General features: G+C 38.9%; 20 protein-coding genes. 11 read left to right on the forward strand and 9 right to left on the reverse strand.

The window, feature by feature from the left end:
* Positions 1-108: 108 nt before the first annotated feature.
* The 3 genes from M2408_RS15360 to M2408_RS15370 all read right to left on the reverse strand — a co-directional run bounded on the left by M2408_RS15360 (position 109) and on the right by M2408_RS15370 (position 2101).
* Entirely contained in the window at positions 109-858 is a 750-nt protein-coding gene (locus tag M2408_RS15360; RefSeq protein ID WP_259183192.1) for an SDR family NAD(P)-dependent oxidoreductase, read from the reverse strand.
* Positions 859-999: 141 nt separating this feature from the next.
* Entirely contained in the window at positions 1000-1458 is a 459-nt protein-coding gene (locus tag M2408_RS15365; RefSeq protein WP_259183193.1) for a hypothetical protein, read from the reverse strand.
* Between the two features lie 205 nt (positions 1459-1663).
* Positions 1664-2101, reverse strand: coding sequence for a GNAT family N-acetyltransferase (locus M2408_RS15370; protein WP_259183194.1), 438 nt, complete (start codon positions 2099-2101; stop codon positions 1664-1666).
* 213 nt (positions 2102-2314) lie between these two features.
* On the opposite strand from M2408_RS15370, the gene M2408_RS15375 reads away from it, so the two are divergent.
* Both M2408_RS15375 and M2408_RS15380 read left to right on the forward strand, forming a co-directional pair.
* Positions 2315-3136: an SH3 domain-containing protein gene (locus tag M2408_RS15375; protein ID WP_259183195.1), complete on the forward strand. Its 822-nt coding sequence runs from the start codon at positions 2315-2317 to the stop codon at positions 3134-3136.
* Positions 3137-3167: 31 nt separating this feature from the next.
* On the forward strand, positions 3168-4199 hold the full coding sequence (locus M2408_RS15380) for a hypothetical protein (RefSeq protein WP_259183196.1): 1032 nt from the start codon (positions 3168-3170) through the stop codon (positions 4197-4199).
* 83 nt (positions 4200-4282) lie between these two features.
* Here M2408_RS15380 and M2408_RS15385 read toward each other — a convergent pair whose 3' ends face one another.
* Complete coding sequence (locus tag M2408_RS15385; protein WP_259183197.1) at positions 4283-5182, reverse strand: AraC family transcriptional regulator; 900 nt, start codon at positions 5180-5182, stop codon at positions 4283-4285.
* 339 nt (positions 5183-5521) lie between these two features.
* Between M2408_RS15385 and M2408_RS15390 the strand changes: the two genes are divergently transcribed.
* The 5 genes from M2408_RS15390 to M2408_RS15410 all read left to right on the forward strand — a co-directional run bounded on the left by M2408_RS15390 (position 5522) and on the right by M2408_RS15410 (position 9179).
* A complete protein-coding gene (locus M2408_RS15390; RefSeq protein ID WP_259183198.1) occupies positions 5522-6571 on the forward strand; it encodes an alpha/beta hydrolase in 1050 nt (349 codons plus the stop codon).
* A 24-nt stretch (positions 6572-6595) separates the two neighbouring features.
* Positions 6596-7042, forward strand: a complete 447-nt coding sequence (locus M2408_RS15395; protein WP_259183199.1) for a nuclear transport factor 2 family protein — start codon at positions 6596-6598, stop codon at positions 7040-7042.
* Positions 7043-7093: 51 nt separating this feature from the next.
* Entirely contained in the window at positions 7094-7819 is a 726-nt protein-coding gene (locus M2408_RS15400) for a carboxymuconolactone decarboxylase family protein (protein ID WP_259183200.1), read from the forward strand.
* Positions 7820-7823: 4 nt separating this feature from the next.
* Positions 7824-8345: a cupin domain-containing protein gene (locus M2408_RS15405; protein ID WP_259183201.1), complete on the forward strand. Its 522-nt coding sequence runs from the start codon at positions 7824-7826 to the stop codon at positions 8343-8345.
* A gap of 195 nt (positions 8346-8540) precedes the next feature.
* Positions 8541-9179 (forward strand): hypothetical protein, encoded by a 639-nt coding sequence (locus M2408_RS15410; protein WP_259183202.1) that lies wholly within the window; start codon positions 8541-8543, stop codon positions 9177-9179.
* A gap of 843 nt (positions 9180-10022) precedes the next feature.
* On the opposite strand, the gene M2408_RS15415 is transcribed toward M2408_RS15410, so the two are convergent.
* The 4 genes from M2408_RS15415 to M2408_RS15430 all read right to left on the reverse strand — a co-directional run bounded on the left by M2408_RS15415 (position 10023) and on the right by M2408_RS15430 (position 13982).
* The gene (locus tag M2408_RS15415) at positions 10023-10217 is read right to left on the reverse strand and encodes a hypothetical protein (protein WP_259183203.1); all 195 of its coding nucleotides are present in this window, start codon (positions 10215-10217) and stop codon (positions 10023-10025) included.
* 568 nt (positions 10218-10785) lie between these two features.
* Positions 10786-11793 (reverse strand): bestrophin family protein, encoded by a 1008-nt coding sequence (locus tag M2408_RS15420; protein WP_259183204.1) that lies wholly within the window; start codon positions 11791-11793, stop codon positions 10786-10788.
* Positions 11794-12054: 261 nt separating this feature from the next.
* Positions 12055-13308 (reverse strand): outer membrane beta-barrel protein, encoded by a 1254-nt coding sequence (locus M2408_RS15425; RefSeq protein ID WP_259183205.1) that lies wholly within the window; start codon positions 13306-13308, stop codon positions 12055-12057.
* A complete protein-coding gene (locus tag M2408_RS15430; protein ID WP_259183206.1) occupies positions 13305-13982 on the reverse strand; it encodes an RNA polymerase sigma factor in 678 nt (225 codons plus the stop codon). The genes M2408_RS15425 and M2408_RS15430 overlap by 4 nt, the downstream gene beginning before the upstream one ends.
* Positions 13983-14045: 63 nt before the next feature.
* Between M2408_RS15430 and M2408_RS15435 the strand changes: the two genes are divergently transcribed.
* The 4 genes from M2408_RS15435 to M2408_RS15450 all read left to right on the forward strand — a co-directional run bounded on the left by M2408_RS15435 (position 14046) and on the right by M2408_RS15450 (position 16972).
* Positions 14046-14894 (forward strand): hypothetical protein, encoded by an 849-nt coding sequence (locus M2408_RS15435; protein WP_259183207.1) that lies wholly within the window; start codon positions 14046-14048, stop codon positions 14892-14894.
* Between the two features lie 155 nt (positions 14895-15049).
* Positions 15050-15454: a cytochrome c gene (locus M2408_RS15440; RefSeq protein WP_259183208.1), complete on the forward strand. Its 405-nt coding sequence runs from the start codon at positions 15050-15052 to the stop codon at positions 15452-15454.
* A 12-nt stretch (positions 15455-15466) separates the two neighbouring features.
* A complete protein-coding gene (locus tag M2408_RS15445; RefSeq protein WP_259183209.1) occupies positions 15467-16015 on the forward strand; it encodes a YceI family protein in 549 nt (182 codons plus the stop codon).
* 18 nt (positions 16016-16033) lie between these two features.
* Entirely contained in the window at positions 16034-16972 is a 939-nt protein-coding gene (locus M2408_RS15450; RefSeq protein ID WP_259183210.1) for a DUF5777 family beta-barrel protein, read from the forward strand.
* A 145-nt stretch (positions 16973-17117) separates the two neighbouring features.
* Here M2408_RS15450 and M2408_RS15455 read toward each other — a convergent pair whose 3' ends face one another.
* Positions 17118-19448 (reverse strand): glycoside hydrolase family 95 protein, encoded by a 2331-nt coding sequence (locus tag M2408_RS15455; protein ID WP_259183211.1) that lies wholly within the window; start codon positions 19446-19448, stop codon positions 17118-17120.
* Positions 19449-19481 lie beyond the last annotated feature (33 nt).

A 19481-nucleotide genomic window follows, 5' to 3' on the forward strand; every position in this document is an offset into this window, starting at 1 on the left:
GACAGCCTGCCGATTAATGATGTTAGTTCGATTATTTGAGATCATGAGCCTAATTTTTAATCCGTCGAATTCGACGGGTTAAAAATCAGGCTCATGTGAAGATTGTGCTTAATGTCTTTCGTTCGTATTTTCTGCATAGTATAAATCTGAAAAAATCTTTGCTAGTTTAGAAGGATCTTCTCGCCAGGTATTGTACATCCCTTGCCCCATCTCATCAGGAACAATATCAAATTTACCCTCAGATACATATTCCAATATCTTTAACGCTATACTATCCGGACCTGGCATATCCCAATCACTTCCTTTATTCATATCCGTATCAATTGCTCCTGGATTGACTGCATAAACAGCAATTCCTTTTTTAGCCAATTCAATTCTGACAGATTGTGTTGCAGAAAAGAGAGCTGCTTTTGAAGCGGCATATCCGGCAATAGTTGGTAAAGGCGAATAAGCTGCAATTGAAACAATGTTTATTATTTTCGATGGCTTATTCTTGCTCAGAATAGGAGCAAACGCGCGCATCATCTTTATTGTTCCAAAATAATTTACCTTCATATCATTATTCATTCCCAACAGATCGCCTTCCAAAATATTTCCTGCACTTAAAACGCCCGCATTATTGATGAGGATTTCAGTGTCCTGGGCGACCGTTGCAACCATCGTAATCTGCTTATCATCTATTATATCCAAGGACAATGTTACAACCCTGCTATCATCAAATACTGGCATTGTATTTAAATCTCTACAGGTAGCATATACCTTTCTTGCCCCATTGTTTAGTGAAGTCTTTACGAGTGCCCTACCTATTCCTCTGTTGGCTCCCGTAATGAGAATGACCTTATCTTTAAAAATCTGCATATCGCTTGATGTATTTAGTTAACACAAAGCTATCTTGAAAGTTAAAAAGATAAAATCCGAAACTTGCTACATTGCTATTCTGACTTTGATGTTGATAGAAGTTCTCCCAAGAAAAATCGATCAATAGAAATTTCAGTAATCCTATTTTCTAAAAGTCCAAACCTGCGTTTTTTTATCATATTGACCCGCTTTATCATTTTGCTTCAACTCCGTTAGTTTATAATCTCTGCAGGGATCACCTTCATCAATTTTAGATGTATAGCTTATTCTGTCTATTACACCGGGTTTGAGTTGTATATAGAACGTTCCATTTTCTATTTTTTCTAAATTAACGGCAATAAACTTTTGCGCTCTGTTTATTGTAAAAGAAAAGGAAATATGTTGATCGTTTGGCGCTATTTTATATATTTTGATTCCTTCGACAGGATAAAGCGGGCTGTCGCTAAATATTAAATCCTTTCCATTTTCATTTAGATAATTAATGTTACTTACCATTGGAATATAAATCTCGGCACAGAATACATTATCGTCATTGCTTTTACAAGCTCCAACAGTAATAAAAACCATGGATAGGAGGAATAAGTTCAAGTAATTTTTCATCTATATAAATTTGTTTATTCATTAATCAATTATCTCTTTAAGGCGTTATTCATAAGTATTTATTTTCAATGGTATTCATGAGCTCTTTTCACTCGGTTTGAATAAATCATGATGGTTTCATAATCTATCTATTTGATCAGCATAATATCCAAACGTCAATCTCCGTTGATTCGCTACAGCGTGAATTAACTGACAGACAGCCTTTTCAATTAAGAGTAGCTTCTAATCCCATGTGTAGGATCGGATATTCTTCACCTTGTCCGTCCAATGCGGACCTTTTAAGAACTTTAAATCCGATATGCTTGTAAAAATCCACGGCTTGAATATTTTGCTCATTTACATCTACGTTAGCCACTTCCAAATATTTTATTGCATGGTAAATGAGTTGTTTTCCAATTCCTTTACCACGAAAATCATTGTGAATAAATAACATTTCAAGGTTCTCTCCAGAAATTCCCATAAAAGCAACTAATACGCCATTTTCCTCATAGCCCAACAAGGCAACATGCTCAAAATAGGTTGGAATTTGCGCCTTATAATAATTAAAATCCTCCTCTTTCAGAAAATCATGTGTGTTCAACACAGCACTCTCCCATATTTGGATCAGATTTTGATAATCGCTCGTTTCAATTTTTCTAATCATACCTGTAAATCTTGAAGGGTAAAAAAAGCAACCCGCCCATTCATTGTAATTTAAAATAAAATTCTATAGAATAAAATTACAATTATAGCTATATTTCATCTATATAAATTTGTTTATTCATTCGTCAATTTTCCCTTTAAGGCATTCATGCTGCCTTCGGCGGTTTCAATTTTGATGAAGCGATCAGTTTTATTCATAAAATAAATTATCTCTATGGCAAGCCTCAAAACATTCATTCATAAAAAAACTTGGATTTTCAGTTTTTTAGTATTTGTTTTTAGCTTAAATGCATTTGCACAGCAAGTACCCAAAACCTATTATGCGACACTGTCTGAGGGAGTGAAACTTTATGAAAGTCCCAACGAACACGCAAAGGTTCTAACGACCGTCACCTATGGTTCTAAAGTAACCTTCAATAATTCTGATACAGATAAGCTGACCATGCTCGACAATTCAGTGGTCGTAAATGGAGCAAGAACTTATTGGATGAAAGTAACACATAATAATGTCAAGGGGTATGTTATAAAAGATAATTTAGCAACCATACAGCCACCAAAGGAGAATACCGATAAGCTTTCTGATTGGTTGAAACAATTCGCTCAACCCTTCGCCAATAAATGGGAAAGTGGCAAAATAGCTGAATCCTTGAGCGAAAGTGAGCATGACAATTACATTTCAAGGCAAATATTTCAAAACGGGATACTTCTAACGGTGACCTCAGGTTATGATGCAAATTCCTCGGAGACTGTGCAGATACCAAATACCAATATATTCGCAGTTTATAACCTGATACAACATATCGGAAGTTTTAAATCGGTTTTTAAATTAAATACAGCACTGCGTGAAGGGACATCTAGCTTTAAAGATAGCGAAGGCAACGAATATAAATGGGAGGTCTTATATCAGAAAGGAGAAGAAATTGAAGACAAAATCCTACAGTCAATTGTAATAACCTGGAACAATGGAAATAACAATACACTCAAAATATCCACGCTTGGTAATGATATTGTTGTTTTTTATGAAACCACACTGTAATTCTGTTACGATCCAGTATAATTTTTAAAATATGATAAACCTGAATTACAGTCTTTTTTCCCGTTTCATCGGTATCTTAGTATACCTTGCTCCAATGACCGGAAACGCTCAAGTGACATCTTTCTATCAGGTTGCACCGGTTGAGATCGAAGGTTATTTCACAAAGACAATATTCCCGTTCAATCCAACTTTTATGAAGGAAAATAGGGTAAAAAAGGTAACCCTCAAAAGTCAGGAAAATGGAATTGCCAATCACTATGCATTTGATTCCAATGGCCTTTTGGCGAGCATAAGTATGACCCGATTCAATAAAGAAAAAATAGATACTGTTTTTTATACAGCATATAACTATAATACCAATGGTCTTGTCGCTAGAGAAGCGAGAATTGATTATCATAATGGCATCGTAAAAATAAAGCTGTATAGGTATGACGAAAAAAATCGAATTGACAATATCAGTATCTTTTCCTTGAACGCTCAAATGCCCAATAGAACACAAAATAATGATTGGATGGGAGAACCTGTTCCCGGTTTAGATCAAATCATTCTCAAAGGATCTTGGCCGGATGAAAATCTATTAAACAACATGATCAATGAAAATAAGTTTTCTTCCTGGCGATATCGTTATTTTACAGAGAATAAATTTGAGGCAGAGGAACGTACAGAATTCTTCGATTTTGTAAAAAATGGGGGTAGTCCAGATACCTGTCACCAAAAGATGACGTATTATTATCTAAATAATCAACCTATTGTTCAATTTCTCCATTCTGGTTGTGCAGCCAAGACCATACCCTCTGAACAATATGATTTTAAAGATGGACTTCTACTGGCAATAAATGAAACAAATGCCAGTATTGAGCCTAGAAATGAAAAATACACCTATGACAAAAACAAAAATCTGGTATTGATGCAAAATAGCTGGAATGGACAAAAAGTAAGCGAGTTGATTATGACGTATAATAAAAAAGGCTTTCTAACGACCATTCAACGAAAATCTGAAACAGCTAAAATGGCTCATTATTTTGAAGATCGCATCCTCGATCTGAGCTACACCTTCTATTGAAAAATTACGTCATATTAACCGGTTTCGTTAAAATATGTCTTCAAAAATCTTTAAATGGATATCACCAGCAAAATGGATCGACCTTAATTTAAATTTGCGGTTCTGTATTCACCCGGAGTTTTTCCGATTGTCTTTTTGAAAAACCTGTTAAAATGTTGTGGGTATTTGAATCCGAGTTCAAACGCTACCTCGCTAATACTTTTTTCAGTATCAAATATTTTCTGTTTTGCAAGTTCGATCAATTTGAATTGAATAAATTCCTGCGGTGATTTGCCAGTTTCCTTCTTGATAAGATCGCCAAAATAGTTCGGAGAAAGACACAACTGTTCAGCACAATAAGATACTGTCGGAAAGCCATTCTCCTGAGGTTTTTCAGAATTAAAATAGTCATCCAAAAGCGTCTCAAATTTTTCCAATATCCCTTTATTTACATTGTCGCGGGTGATAAACTGTCTATCATAAAAACGCTGACAATAATCGAGGAAGAGCTCAATATTGGAAACGATTAGCTTCTTGGTATGCTTGTCGATGTTATGTTTTAATTCAAGCTTAATTTTCTCCAGACAGTCAATGATGGTCTTCCTTTCCTGCTCTGATAAATGTAGCGCTTCACTGGCGGAATAGGCAAAATAAGAATAATTGCTAATTTCCTTGGCGAGCGAAGTTCCATATAAAAGCTCCGGATGGAAAACTAAAGCTGTACCCTGGGGTTGATAATATTCATTTCCATTCTCCCCGATCACTTGTCCCGGCGCGAGAAATATCAATGTACCTTCCTCGTAATCGTAATTTTTCAGCCCATATCTCAAGTCTCCACATTTCACTTCTTTAAAGAATATGGTATAAAATTCATACCTAAGCTTCGACAACTTTCTTGGATCCGCTTTGCTCAAATCGACAATACTAATCAAGGGATGCAACGTTTCATTATTATTGAAGTTATTGTATTCTTTGATTGTTTTAAAATTGATAATCTCTTCCATGGCAATTTCTTATTTATTCAAAATTACAAAACTGAAATCCAATATTTTATTAAACAGGCTATCATTCAGTAATAATGGTATCAATATAAGTAATCCATATACCATATCCCGCTGCTGCAAACCTGAGATTTTTATTGGCAGTACACCGTAATAGGATAAACAATTAAAAACTAAAAGTTTGGATAAGTAATATTGGTAGTAATACCTGTAATCCGTATACCCAAAAAGCAAGCCAACATACTGAACTTTGCATAAACACCGAAAACAGCAATGAAATTAATAGCGATAAATTGGTTTGTAAAAATTAAATAACGGGAAATAACTTTAAAATCATATTAAATGGAACAGATAAAATATATTATAGTCGCCATGTTTATGGCAACAGGCATTATCACAGAAGCACAGAACAAGTCCAAAAACCCCTTTGGTCTCGTCTACGGGGATGCCATCAAGGAAAATAGAAAGGGTAAAGTAAATATCCATCCCGTCAGCTACAAATTGAATGGAATCGATATCGCAGCCAACGTATATACTCCTGTGGATTACGATAGTTCAAAGAAATATCCAGCGGTTGTTGTCGCCCATCCTAACGGTGGTATCAAGGAGCAAACCGCGGGCCTATATGCACAGCGTCTGGCAGAAGCAGGTTACATTACCATTGCTGCCGATGCAGCTTATCAGGGTGCAAGCGGTGGTACTCCCCGTCATACAGACAGACCCCAATTCCGCACAGAAGATGTCCGTGGAATGGCAGACTTTATAAGTTCATATTCTGGCGTAGATGCAAACAAAGTAGGTGCGCTGGGAATTTGCGGTGGTGGTGGTTATACACTCAAAGCAGCACAATCGGACAAGCGTCTAAAAGCCATAGCTACCCTGAGTATGTTCAATTCGGGAGAGGTAAGACGTAATGGTTTTCAGAATTCCCAGATAAATACCATTCAAGAGCGCTTAAAACAAGCTTCGGATGCCCGCGCCCAAGAAGCAGCCGGTGGAAAAATCAAGCTTTCGGGGCTCGCCAGCGTAACGGATGAAGAAATTGCCAAAACGCCAACCGATCTCTATCGTGAAGGATTTGTCTATTACTACCGGACCCACGCTCATCCCAATTCAACCTTTCTCTACACCACAAGCAGTCTGATGGATCTGATGACATGGGATGCTACTGACCAGATCGAACTTATCGATCAACCGCTGCTCATGATCGCAGGAAGTAAAGCTGACACAAAATATATGACCGACGAAGCTTTTCCAAAAGCAATCAATGCAAAAAACAAGGAGCTTTTTGTAATCGAGGGGGCCACACATATTGAAACCTACTGGAAACCGGAATATGTTGAAGAAGCTGTAGGAAAATTGACCAACTTCTTTGGTGAAAATCTGAAATAAGGGATTTAAAACGAATCAAACAACATGAAAAAATTAATATTCAATATGCTATTCATCGTCATGGGGCTACAGTTGTCCTTTGCACAGCAATCTTCTCCCGATCAGGAGATCATGGCGATATCCAAAGAAAAATGGCAATGGATGGCTGATAAAAAGACCTCCGAATTGGATAAGCTCTTTCATGAAAAATCCATGTTCGTCCATATGGGTGGCTCCTGGGGGAAACAACAGGAACTCGATATCATCAAGAGCGGCGGTATCTGGTACAAAAAAGCGGATATCCACGAAGTATCTGTAAATATTATCGACAATACAGCAATTTTATTAAACAGAATTGACCTATTGGCTGTTGTTGGTGGGAATGAGGTAAACAATCCTTTTATGGTGACTGAGGTTTACATGAAACAGAACGGTGTCTGGAAATTGGGCTCTTTGTCATTCACAAAGCTACTTGTCCCTGATAGCAGGTAATTGAAAAAAGATCAATATTCCAGAACGCAGATTGTATAATCAAGAATAACAATGACTAGCAATAAATTAAACAACATACTACTTATCTTATTTGTATCCCTTTCCTATATGTTGAAAGCGCAGGCAAACCCAAAGAAAAGCTTATCTTTAAAAGAACAGCATATTGTGGCCATCGCCGCATCCACTGCAAAAGGAGATCTCGCTATGCTCAAAACAGAACTGGAAACAGGACTTGACGCCGGTTTGACGGTTAACCAGATCAAGGAGGTCATTGTGCATATCTATGCCTATGCTGGGTTTCCAAGAAGTATCCGCGGCCTACAAACATTCATGGTTGTACTGGACGAACGAAAAGCAAAAGGTATAACAGATCCACCCGGAGCCGAAGCTTCGTCTATTGATAATAGTGAAAGTAAATATGCACGTGGGCGGACAATACTGCAGCAACTAACGGGTATCCCTGAAATGGGAACGAAAACTGGTTATGCCGCTTTTTCCCCTATTATAGAAGTTTTTCTGAAAGAACATCTATTTGCTGATATTTTTGAACGGGATATTTTGAGTTATACAGAACGGGAGCTGGTCACAATATCGGTACTCGCCAGTATCGGTGGCGTCGAGCCCATGCTTCAATCCCATTTGAAAATATGTCTGAATGTCGGCCTGACTGCTGAACAATTGCAACAATTCGTTACGATCATAAAGTCAAAGATCGGGGAAGGTGAAGCAATTGTTGCTGGCAATGTACTGGACGAGGTGCTGAAGACAACAAAGTAAAACAATGAAACAGCTATTACAAATGAAACAATTAAAAATAATTACTCCACTGATATTCACCACCCTGCTTTCGGCATGTGGAAACAAGGTACAATCCATCAATACTGATATGAACAGAACTGAAAATCTGATTTTTGCCAAAGGAAAAAAAATCGAAAATGATAATTTCACGGGAACAGCCTGGCTTAACAGCCTGGTCGATGCGGATAGTACCAACCAAAATGCTGTTGGGAGTGTAACCTTTGAACCGGGTGCACGAACAAAATGGCATTCTCACCCAGCAGGACAAATTATATTGGCTTTAGATGGGGTTGGATATTATCAGGAAAAGGGCAAAGAAAAGGTCATCGTAAGGAAAGGAGAAGTTGTGAAGTGTCCGATCAATGTCCCTCATTGGCATGGAGCGAGCGCGGATACAGCCTTTGTACAGATTGCGATAACTGGGCGGGAAAAAGGAGAAACAGTCTGGCTAGAGCCTGTAAGCGACAAGGAATACTACGGCGGGCAGAAAGAAAGGCAGCCCTAATCCTCGTGACACACTTATTATTAATTAGTTATGAAGACCTAATAAGAAGCAACCAGCATTCAGGCCTCCAATTTGTCGAATTGTAAAAGGGATATCACGGATTGTAAATAGATAAGATTTAATTATATAGTAGTCATTAATTTTAGGTTTATAAAGGCTGATGCTATTTGTTCAGCCCGTTAGACCTTAGACAAAATGACAACAGCAAACAACATTCAGGCAATTGCAGAAAAAGTTAAATCCTTCGCGATGGGATTTATTGGCGCATTTTTTTTGGCTCTTGGAGTCAGTTATTTTAGTGAGCAATCGTCGTATAGAATCCCAAGAATATTACTTCCTGTTTATGAACTTTTAGGAAATATAGGTTTAGCGGTCGGTTTACTTATATTGGGAGCTATACTTTTATATTATGCTTACATCAAATTTAAAAAATACGGTGGCAGACCAGTTATCATGCTAATTGTTCTACCCCTGTTTACACTACTAGCTTTTGGTTTAAATACATTCTTCAACAATAATCAGTCTGGCAAAAAAGAGTACAGTGCGCAAAATAGACAAGCGACAGAACAGGTCGGAAATGCAAATCGTCCCGAGTTAAACAATGAGAAAGCAGAAAAATATTTGGATAAGCTGGAAAACCTATTCGCTGAAATGACCAAGGCTAAAGAGGGCGCTGATGAAAATAGGTTTAAGCTCCTGGAGACACAGTTTTTAGATTTGGGTACTGAATTAGCCATTATTATCCCAGAAATGGCTAAAACAGATCAATATCCAAGCTTCATACAGTATAACGCCTATGTATCAAACAAGATCCATAAGATGCGAATGAACTAACAGGAAAAAAATAGAAGATTCGACAATCCTCTTCCGGTCTGTTATATTACCAGCGTATCGATTCTTGTTGAGACAAGGTGAATCATACAGATCCATAGCGAAAACAATGTTTCATTACGGATCAGTTCAGTTTTTCAGCTTACAAACTGAACTGGACAAAACAAACAGCACACTCGTTGGCATCTCTAGCGAAAGGGCAAGTATAAATGGTTCATGCGCTAGCATTACTCAGATCTTGTTGCTAATACGCTTGTGTACAGGTCAAACCTGTGCAAACGACGTCGGCACGAGTTCATTTGTTAGCTGTCCGATAACCGATCCGCCAGGGCGGAAAACACTTGCAAGCAGCAAGAGAATTATTCGGACAAGCAAAAGAATTGATGCCACAGCGAAGAAATCGGTTCAACGATGGAAATGTTCTCCTGGATAGGCCAAAGGTACAATGTGGCGGTGAAGTGAATTCTTGGATCCTCGACTGATTCTTATCGTCAGGGGAATAATCATCTTAGGCGTAATACGAAGCTTCTTGGGTGGGTCAAATGTACACAAGAACCACCGAAGAAAGTGTGTGAGCCATACATTGCTCCTCTTCGACACCCGATAAGAACACTTCATACAAACAGGTGAATTAATTGACTGACCAAGTGTTTATGTGAGGCACAAAAGAAATCAAAGGAGAAGAGCAAGCAATTCTATCGAGCGATCAGGAAATCTCTTCGAGACTGAAGGGGATCACATGAGTACCGAAGCATTCTCTTGCGCAGGGAATGTGATTTCATCGGTGAATCATAGAATTTCCTGGAAGGAAAACAAGACATCTTCCTTTGCGCAAGAAAGCTCCGTTCAGCAGCAAGAGACCTCGGTCTGTGCTGATTTACCCTCGATCAGGCCATACCATTTCTTGGCAGCTTTCACTTCGGCCCGGATCAACCGCACATTATTCCTTTTAAATATACTAGTCAGCTTTTTATTCCACCACAGTTCATCCAGCCTATCCCAACTGATCTTAAGCTCCAGAAAAGCATTCTTGACGGGCATCAGTTATTCATCAGTATAGGTTCTCAATTTCTTTTTTTCGAAACTCGCTACCACAATAGGTTCTTCCGCATTTTTAGCAACCTTGTGCTTCTCTCACAGCTACTCCCTCGCCAATAGCATCTGATCGATTGTGTCACTTCTGCTGCTCAAATGTATGTTCTATTTAATCGTTTATCTTCCGATCTATATTATTCAAAAAAAACAGAAATAACAATCCGTTGATCAACAAATTGGTCATTGACCATAACGACATTAACCAGCTTCTATCGCACTATAAAAGAAAAGCATCCACAGCGAAACCACTCCATTAATAGAATACCTTATACATATTGAGTTTTTCACCTATGGTGATACAAAAAAAGGTTTTCAAACGGGGAGAATGAAAACCTTTAAATAACCAATTATAAACCTAAATTATGATAGTACAAATATAAAGATCTAAAAGCATAAAAACAAAATATCTACCAAAATAGTAGATATTTTTTTTCATTCTGTTTTCAATCCTTTACACACATGCTGATTTTGAGCTAAAAAGAACAAAGAAGCTACGACAGACAGAATAAACGGTTTACATTAAAATATTATTTTCAGCAACAATAGGTTGCGGCAGCGAAGTCTCATCCAACATATCACGCATATCAATTTCGATCATTCGGCTAATTTGTGTAATCGGTATATCATTGGCACTACCTTCAAATGGATTGACGGAGCTCTCCCCTATGGTATCCAAAACATGAAATGCCCATGCTACGATTGTCGAAAACAAAACATTAAGCCAAATGCTATATCCCTCCAAAAATGTCCCCTCGCCCAATTTATCATACTCCCGGAGCAAACCAAAAGGCAATAATAAAATAAACACAAACATCAGATAAGTCGTAACCGAAGCGAAATTACGCGGATAAGGGAAGTTTTTGATACGCTCGGCTTTTCCCTGGTCATCGATCAGCCTGATGATCCCCTGTTGCAGCTCCAACCATTGAATATCATTGATATGCCCCTCTTTTTTCAGGGCAGCAACTTGTTCCGACTGTAATGCCAACAATTGGGTTGCCCTATTCTTTTTGGACAGAATATAAGTGAGTTCCTTTTCTTCCAGGTAGCTTCCCAACACTTCCTCCAACTTGCCATCCCATTCAGGAATACGATAATGTGTACGCAGAAATTCTTGATTGCTCTTACGACTGGTATTTTCCCAATTACGTGGTTCCCTAAGTTGGTATCGCAATGCGGTAAGCCAGGCAAAGTGCCGGTAGAACACTTGTTTTACAATCGGGCTCTGCTTTCCACCGGCTGTATCACGTACCAAAAATGCGAAATTACGACTGTCGTTGATCACGCTGCCATAGATCTGCCTCGCTTCCCAAATACGCCCATAACTCGCATTATTTTTAAATCCGACAATGAAAGCCAAGCCGGTCCCTAACAGGGCAAGGGGTTGCCAGGGTAATGCAAGAAAATGCCAGCCAAAATAATATAAAGCGGTAGGGACTGTAGCTATTAAAAGTATCCACAAGGTATCGCGGAAAGTCCATTTGAAAAATTCCTGGGGACTGTATCTTCTTCCGGTATGCATAGTCTATTTGATAATATGTTCTCTTGAAAATACGAAATATTCTGCATTAATCAACTGTCATTCATTAAGATCCACTATCCTTCTACAGCATACTTTATTGCATACAGTTGTACCCGATTCAAGCATGATGATCTATCCGTATAACAGTATAGACGATTGAAACAATCAATTGTCCCTGTCTTTTTCTTTCGTCCGACAGAATTATTCAGCTGTAAACATGAACAGCTTGATGCTTGATCAGTATATACTGATAGTATCATGTTATAAACTCAATCCCAATGTAAACGCGACACCTTTTGATTGTAAGTCCACATTCCCATATCCTATTCCTGTTAGAGGTATCTTAACAAAAGGTTTTATGCCTATATTGATCTTGTTGCTGATTTTCTTTTCAACCGATATCGAAAAGTCTGCTACACCAAAAATATGCTGGTTTTCGCCATTGACCTCATAGCTTACACTTTTTTTATCGTCGTAACTGCTTTTGGCCCCATAGACTGCACCCTTTTTGCCTCCGTAACTGGCTTCACCTTCATAGTCAAATGTATATTTTTCCTTCAGCATAAAATAACTGGACAGACCAGCACTGACATTAAACTTTACCTTTTTACTTTTCAATACCGTATAATTTGCTGTCAAAGGGACATCGATCACATCACATACGGCAGTAACCTGGCTAGGCAACTGTGTCAGTTGTGGGGGATTCGAGGGAGAGTAAAAGCTGTATGCTGACTTATAATTCTTCTTGGCATAGATAGCGCCAACAGAAATACTCAACCCTTTAATTAGTGGATAGGAATAAGCCAAACCAACGTTCTGACTTACGGAAGATTTACCGGCACCTTTTACACTCGTTAGATCAGGTCCCGCCAAAAGTGTTAACACCGACGACTCTCTTTTTGGCACACTGGGCTCCTCGATTTGCTTTTGATTATACAACGCGGCTAACCGATCTCCTGTTGTTTCAACCGGATCTACTGATAAGTTAAAACGGGGTAGTTGACCAACTTTAAATTTCATTTTCGGAACTGTAAAATCGGTTTTTGTATCAATCCGCCGCAGGATACCATGATTTGCTTCTGAGAGCGCTGCTATCGTATTAATTTGTGTCAGCTCTCCACCAGTTTTTTCCCCAAGACTAAAATCAACATCTTCTTTCAATCTTGATTTTATATTTTCTGTTTTTCCTTGAGGCGTTATCCGGGAAAAATCATGTTGAATAATCGTATCCCCCACCTGCTTCTCAGATCTATTTATAGCAGCGGATTGACCAGAATTATTCATTTTTTTGCTTTCTACCGGTACATCCTTATTCCAAATAAAAAAAAGAGCGAGAACTGCGGCTGCTGCCATAGATAGTGCTGTAAGAAAATACAATGTTGACTTTCTTTTATTTCGATCATTGTTCAATCGAGACTCCATCTCCTCCCAATGCGATTCATTAAAGTCAAAATTGGCTTCATCGAGACCTTCTCTAAAGATCTCATCAATCTTGTTCTTGTCCTTTTCCATCATGTATTCTCCCCAGTTTTACCTTTTGTCTCCTCTTGGCTTTTAACCATTTCAGCAAGTCGTCCGCGGGCTTTATGCAAATTGGATTTTGAAGTTCCAACTGCAATCCCCAGCATATCACTGATCTCTTCATGTCCATACCCATCAATCGCGTAAAGATTAAACACTGTACGATAGGCCGGTGGAAGCCGATGTATCATCAGTAGCAAATCCTCGTAATTCAATTTTTGAGTTATCGTATCATTATCGGCAATAGCATGTTCAACCACAGCAATATCGACTAGGTAACCCTGTCTAATTTTCGCGCGATAGAAATCTATTGCCGTGTTTGTCATGATTTTTTTTATCCAGGTAGATAAAGGCTTCTGATAATCATATTTGATTATATTTTTAAATACTTTAAAAAATCCCTCGTTTAAAATACCTATTGCATCTTCTTTATTATCGGCATATCGTAAACATATACCCAGCGCCAACGCATAATATGTGGTATAAAGATCTTTTTGAGATCTGCGGTCCTCATTTATGCATCCCTTAATAATATGGATAGATTTTTCGTCAACTTCTTTTATCGCCACTCGATATTGTTGCTTTTCTTTTGATAAATATAGTATAAAATGTAGTACGATGAGATAATAAGAAAGGTTGCCTGCAATGAAAAAAAAAATTTTTTTCATTGCAGGCAACCTTTTCCAGAGCATGGTCGTAATGGCTAGTATCAACAATTAAAACTTAGTATTATGGAACTTAACCCAAAAAATGTAAAAACAGCCCTAGTGGCCGTACTCATGTTATCCCTATTTTCGTCTTGTTCTAAAGATGATGACAAAGCTCCTGAGGATAAAAAGAAAGGAATACAGGCCGCTGCAAATGCTCAATTTGGCACCATTCTAACAGATGCTAATGGGAAAACGCTCTATTTCTTTTCAAATGATACAAAAGGCATGTCAGCATGTACAGGAAATTGTCTATCAACCTGGCCGGTTTATCATAACAATGAGACTAGTTCTGATATGAAGATCGATAAAAGTCTTCTGGGCGAAATTACAAGAACCGATGGAAGCAAACAAAGTACCTACAAAGGCTGGCCATTATATTATTATGCTGGAGACAGCCAATCTGATCCTGTAAAAGGAGATGCCGTAAATAAAATCTGGTATGTAGCAAAGCCCGATTATCTACTGATGGTTGCCAATGCACAACTTGTCGGGCATGATGGGAAAAACTATTTGGGAGATTACACGGAAGGTACGGGCAGCACCTTGTATTTAACCGACGATAAAGGCCGAACACTTTATGCCTTTAACCCCGACAAATTCAATAAAAATACATTTACCAAACCCGATTTCAGCAATGATGCTGTCTGGCCGATTTATCAAATGGACAAAGGAGCTTTACCATCCCTCATAAAATCGGCAGATATTTCGGTTATCGATGTTTTTGGTAAAAAACAATTGACTTTCAAAGGATGGCCTATGTACTATTTTGGTCAGGATCAACAACGTGGTGACAACAAAGGAATTAGCTTCCCCCGCCCCGCAGTATGGCCAATCTTGAATGACAAAACAACTATTGCACCTACTAGCTAAATTATCCTTTATGAAGCTACAATGATTTATTCGAATACACGCCAGCTAAACGGAGTACGAAGTATTCGAACGAGTCCTTGAACAGCAACAGCAGATATAAATGTGTAAAAAATAACACTGATAGCCTCATCAACTTCGAGAAAAAAAAGATACAGATGAAAAAACTAAAAATAGCTAGACCACTCATCCCGAACAATAAGTTCAAATTGACTATTGCGACTATTGTTATAATAGCTATTGCACTTACAGGATGTACAAAAAAACAAGCCGAGGAATTATCTTCTGAACCTCCGGGGCCAGAAGAAGTCACCGTGAAAAATGTGACCTATACAAATTTTGCAAAAGCACTTTTTGAAACCAAATGCAGGTCATGCCATACTGCTGGACGACCTGCCAGTGCACGCTGGGAATTTAACGGATATAACTCTGTCAAAGATCATATTACAAGGATTAATAACGTCGTATTGGTGACCAAAACGATGCCCATCGGGGGTACCTTGACAGCGAAAGAAATAGAATTGCTGGATGCCTGGATCAAACGCAATACTCCAGAAAACTAATGCAAAACTCATATGAATAAGATACGTATATACAGTATACTCCTGTTTTTGCTCGGGAGTAAAGCGACATTCGCTCAGCAGACAAATTCTTTAGTCTCCAAAGCTGCAACCATTTCTTTTTTCAGCAGCGCCCCTTTGGAAGATATAGAAGCAAAAAGCAGTTTAGCAGGATCTGCCCTAAATATCAAAACAGGAGAAGTTATCTTTCGGGTAAAAATTACTTCATTCCAATTTGATAAAAAACTGATGCAGGAGCATTTTAATGAAAACTATATGGAGAGCGATAAATATCCGTTTTCTGAATTTAAAGGTAAGATCGGAGAATGTGAAAAATTAGCCAAAGATGGCACCTACAAATTGAATGTTTCAGGTACTTTACAAATCCACGGTGTAGGTAAATCCTATTCTACCGCTGCGACTTTCAATGTGAAGAATGGAGCAATAAATGCTATCGCAGCTTTTGATGTCAGACTGGCAGACCATAAAATCAGTATTCCCTCAATCGTCGGAAAGAAAATTGCGGAGGTCGTGAAAGTAAAAATAGAAGCTGCTTATAAATAATAATTATTCCATTCAATTATGAAAAGTATACTATGCATAATGCTATCTATTATTTCGCTGAAAGTAGCTGCACAGGAAGATCTCGATAAAATGATCAAACTTGAAGGGCCAAAGAACGAAAAAGTTACTGCAACATTTAAATCAGGCAACTTGATCAATCTAAAAACTACTGAAACCATTCATCGAAATGAAATGGACTTCAGAGTAGATCACCGGTTTGGAGATATTGGAGGAAGTGCCGGCGGAGCAAAAAATTTCTTCGGTCTTGACAATTCAACAGATATCAGGATTGGTTTTGATTATGGTTTAACGGATAATATCAACATTGGAATTGCTAGAGCGAAAGGTGCCACGGAAGTCAGACAGCTCTATGAGGGTAATATCAAATACCGCTTTGTTGAACAAACAACAGACAATAGTGTACCTTTTTCGATCGCCTTTTTTGGAAGCACAGTCGTATCCGCTATGGAGGCTTCGGAAGAAAAACATTCCGCGGCAAGTTTCGAACAGTTCAGCGACCGTCTGAGCTATGTGACGCAATTGATTATTGCCAGAAAATTCAGTTCGAGTTTTTCTCTTACTGTTGTCCCTTCCTACCTTCACCGTAATTATACAGCCTATAATGACCAGAATAACATGTTTGCAATCGGTATTGGTGGTAGGGCGAAAGTCAGTAAAAGGATAGCATTCGTTGCCGACTATTTCCTTCCCTTCCGTCAATCCTCGAAAAAGAAATACCGCGAAGAACTAACTGGCCAACCTTACTACAATGCTTTAGGAGTTGGTTTGGAAATGGACACAGGTGGACATATATTTCATCTCAATTTTACAAATGCCACAGCGATACAAGAATCACAGTTTATCAGCGAGACCAACAGTTCATGGGGGAAAGGGCAATTTAGATGGGGATTCAGTATTGCAAGACGTTTTAATTTTAACAAAAAAGATAAAGGATAAAATCAGTAAACACGCTGCGCTTCTCGGTCTGCTATTAATAATATTAATCGTTTAATGCTGAACTATTATCCCCTTGCCGAGAAAGGTGAGGGGATAATAGTATTTTTTCAAAATGCACATGAGAGGCATTCTTTTGAACAGCTACTTAAATATTTTTAAGTGTGGTGTACCATTGGTAACCACCATTTAGTCTGATTTTTATTTTCTCCGGCTTAGCAGAGCGTATGGTATGCTTGATCAATTTACCGTCTTTCCATTTCATGTCGACCGTGTAATTGCCCCTCGCTTTGAGGCCTTTCACCTCGCCATTTTTCCATGCATCAGGTAAAGCAGGCAACAGATCTATACAGCCATCATGACTCTGCAAAAGCATTTCCGCAATACCAGCCGTAGCGCCGAAATTGCCATCGATCTGAAATGGAGGATGTGCGGAAAATAGATTCGGATAAACACCTCCACCACCGCCCATATTATTGGGATCAGCAACCGGTTTTAGCATTTCCCGGATCAATTTGAATGCTCTGTTTCCATTATGAAGTCTTGCCCAAAACAAGGTTTTATAAGCAATAGACCAGCTCGTACTATTATCTCCTCTTACCTCAAGTGTTTTTTTTGCAGCTTCCGCAAGTTCGGGAGTAGATAAAGGCGTGATTAATGGTGCTGGATAAACCCCATATAAATGGGAAACATGGCGATGGGTCGGTTCAATTTCTTTATAATCCTCCAACCACTCCTGTATACGTCCATCTTTGCTGATCACTCCAGCTGGAGGTATGGTCTGCAACAAATTCTCCAACTCCTGTCTAAACGCATGATCAATTTTCAGTTTTTTGGCGGCTGTGATCACATTAGTAAACAGCTCCCGCACAATCTGATTATCAATGGTAGGTCCCATACAGATACTCGCGGTCTTTCCGTTAGCCATATAGAAAGTATTCTCTGGCGAAACTGAGGGCGAAGTAACCATCCAGCCTGTTTTAGGGTCTTTCACTAACACGCTTTTATAAAATTCTGCCGAACCTTTCAGCACAGGATAGATATCTTTTAGATAGTTTAAATCATTTGTAAAAGCATAATGATCCCATAAATTGCTACATAGCCATCCTGAGCCCGCATTTGATGCTCCCCATGATGCACTTTCGCCGGGCTCAGTAAATCCCCAGACATTGGTAATGACATGCGCAATCCAGCCATCAGCATTATAGTAAGCCTTGGCGGTTTTCTTTCCCGGTTCAACGAGACTTTTCACCAATTCCGCAAGTGGCAGATTCAGTTCAGATAGATTGACCACCTCCAGCGGCCAATGATTCATCTGTACATTCACATCCAAGTGATAATCCCCATTCCACGGTGTGTTGATCTCCTGCGCCCAAAGCCCCTGTAGATTTGGTGGCAACAGTCCTACCCGGGTGCTACTGATGCTCAGGTATCTCCCATACTGAAAAAACAAAGTAGCAAGTGATGGATCATTATTGAAATTATTGTAGAAATTGGCTATCCGACGGTCTGTTGGTAAATCTGCAGCTGTCCCTTCTCCAAGATCAATATAAGCACGTTTAAAGAGCTTGCTGAATGCAGCTATATGACTACGTTTTTGCAGATCATAACTTTTTTTCATCGCTGCGGACAAAAACTGTCTTGTCTTTTCTTCAAAGGCAAAGCCTTTGAAATCAGTTCCAGCAGAAACGTAAATCAACACCTCAGTAGCATCTTCAATAACCAGATTATTATTTTCCGGACGGATAGTCCCATCCTTCAGTTTCGCCTGTACCCGAGCCAGATACTTCATCCCCTTACCATCGGTACCGTTATTGAGCTGGCCGGACATCTGCAATTCGTTGCCCACCGTATTAACCTGATAACGTTCAGGTCTATTCATCGCAATACGACAATGGAGCTGCCCGGGCTTGTCTGCTGTCAACCGTATGACATCGACATCATCGTCAAAACTTGTAAAATACTCCCGTTTATAATTTACACCATTACGTGTAAATGTACAGTTCGCTATGGCTTGGTCCAATAGGAGCTCGCGACGGTAGTTCTCAACTTTTTGTTCCTTTCCCTGATCCCCCTTATAAGTGAAATCGATCTGCAATGCACCCATTGTTTGAAATTTACCCCACCGTTCTCCTGCTGAGCCTTCGCCTTTACAAACAAAATTGCTATTTACCAATGCTTGTGCCTCATCATTTTTACCCTGTAAAATAAGTTGACGGATAGCCGGAAGACTTTTATAGGCCTCATAATTATTGGCATCCTGCGAACTTCCAGACCATAAAGTAATATCGTTCAGGACTATGCGCTCCTTTAAAATACCGCCATCGGGTGTCATTCCCAACCTGCCATTACCCAGCGGTAATGTGGCTTCCCAAATTTCCGCTGGTTTATCATACCACAATTTTAAGGGCTTTTGCTGGGCAGATACAGTTGTAAGAGCGAAGTAGCAAAAATAAAATACAGTTAACAGTTTCTTCATGATATATAGTGTTTCAAATCCCTCATTTTATTG

The organism is Sphingobacterium sp. BIGb0165, assembly GCF_024810095.1.
In the GTDB taxonomy this organism is placed as follows: Bacteria; Bacteroidota; Bacteroidia; order Sphingobacteriales; family Sphingobacteriaceae; genus Sphingobacterium; species Sphingobacterium detergens.

What these genes read in the sequence shown, in the direction of transcription:
- M2408_RS15360 (WP_259183192.1), bottom strand. Translation starts at nt 858, where the DNA reads ATGCAGATTTTTAAAGATAAGGTCATTCTCATTACGGGAGCCAACAGA.
- M2408_RS15365 (WP_259183193.1), bottom strand. Translation starts at nt 1,458, where the DNA reads ATGAAAAATTACTTGAACTTATTCCTCCTATCCATGGTTTTTATTACT.
- M2408_RS15370 (WP_259183194.1), bottom strand. Translation starts at nt 2,101, where the DNA reads ATGATTAGAAAAATTGAAACGAGCGATTATCAAAATCTGATCCAAATA.
- M2408_RS15375 (WP_259183195.1), top strand. Translation starts at nt 2,315, where the DNA reads ATGGCAAGCCTCAAAACATTCATTCATAAAAAAACTTGGATTTTCAGT.
- M2408_RS15380 (WP_259183196.1), top strand. Translation starts at nt 3,168, where the DNA reads ATGATAAACCTGAATTACAGTCTTTTTTCCCGTTTCATCGGTATCTTA.
- M2408_RS15385 (WP_259183197.1), bottom strand. Translation starts at nt 5,182, where the DNA reads ATGGAAGAGATTATCAATTTTAAAACAATCAAAGAATACAATAACTTC.
- M2408_RS15390 (WP_259183198.1), top strand. Translation starts at nt 5,522, where the DNA reads ATGGAACAGATAAAATATATTATAGTCGCCATGTTTATGGCAACAGGC.
- M2408_RS15395 (WP_259183199.1), top strand. Translation starts at nt 6,596, where the DNA reads ATGAAAAAATTAATATTCAATATGCTATTCATCGTCATGGGGCTACAG.
- M2408_RS15400 (WP_259183200.1), top strand. Translation starts at nt 7,094, where the DNA reads ATGACTAGCAATAAATTAAACAACATACTACTTATCTTATTTGTATCC.
- M2408_RS15405 (WP_259183201.1), top strand. Translation starts at nt 7,824, where the DNA reads ATGAAACAGCTATTACAAATGAAACAATTAAAAATAATTACTCCACTG.
- M2408_RS15410 (WP_259183202.1), top strand. Translation starts at nt 8,541, where the DNA reads ATGACAACAGCAAACAACATTCAGGCAATTGCAGAAAAAGTTAAATCC.
- M2408_RS15415 (WP_259183203.1), bottom strand. Translation starts at nt 10,217, where the DNA reads ATGCCCGTCAAGAATGCTTTTCTGGAGCTTAAGATCAGTTGGGATAGG.
- M2408_RS15420 (WP_259183204.1), bottom strand. Translation starts at nt 11,793, where the DNA reads ATGCATACCGGAAGAAGATACAGTCCCCAGGAATTTTTCAAATGGACT.
- M2408_RS15425 (WP_259183205.1), bottom strand. Translation starts at nt 13,308, where the DNA reads ATGATGGAAAAGGACAAGAACAAGATTGATGAGATCTTTAGAGAAGGT.
- M2408_RS15430 (WP_259183206.1), bottom strand. Translation starts at nt 13,982, where the DNA reads ATGAAAAAAATTTTTTTTTTCATTGCAGGCAACCTTTCTTATTATCTC.
- M2408_RS15435 (WP_259183207.1), top strand. Translation starts at nt 14,046, where the DNA reads ATGGAACTTAACCCAAAAAATGTAAAAACAGCCCTAGTGGCCGTACTC.
- M2408_RS15440 (WP_259183208.1), top strand. Translation starts at nt 15,050, where the DNA reads ATGAAAAAACTAAAAATAGCTAGACCACTCATCCCGAACAATAAGTTC.
- M2408_RS15445 (WP_259183209.1), top strand. Translation starts at nt 15,467, where the DNA reads ATGAATAAGATACGTATATACAGTATACTCCTGTTTTTGCTCGGGAGT.
- M2408_RS15450 (WP_259183210.1), top strand. Translation starts at nt 16,034, where the DNA reads ATGAAAAGTATACTATGCATAATGCTATCTATTATTTCGCTGAAAGTA.
- M2408_RS15455 (WP_259183211.1), bottom strand. Translation starts at nt 19,448, where the DNA reads ATGAAGAAACTGTTAACTGTATTTTATTTTTGCTACTTCGCTCTTACA.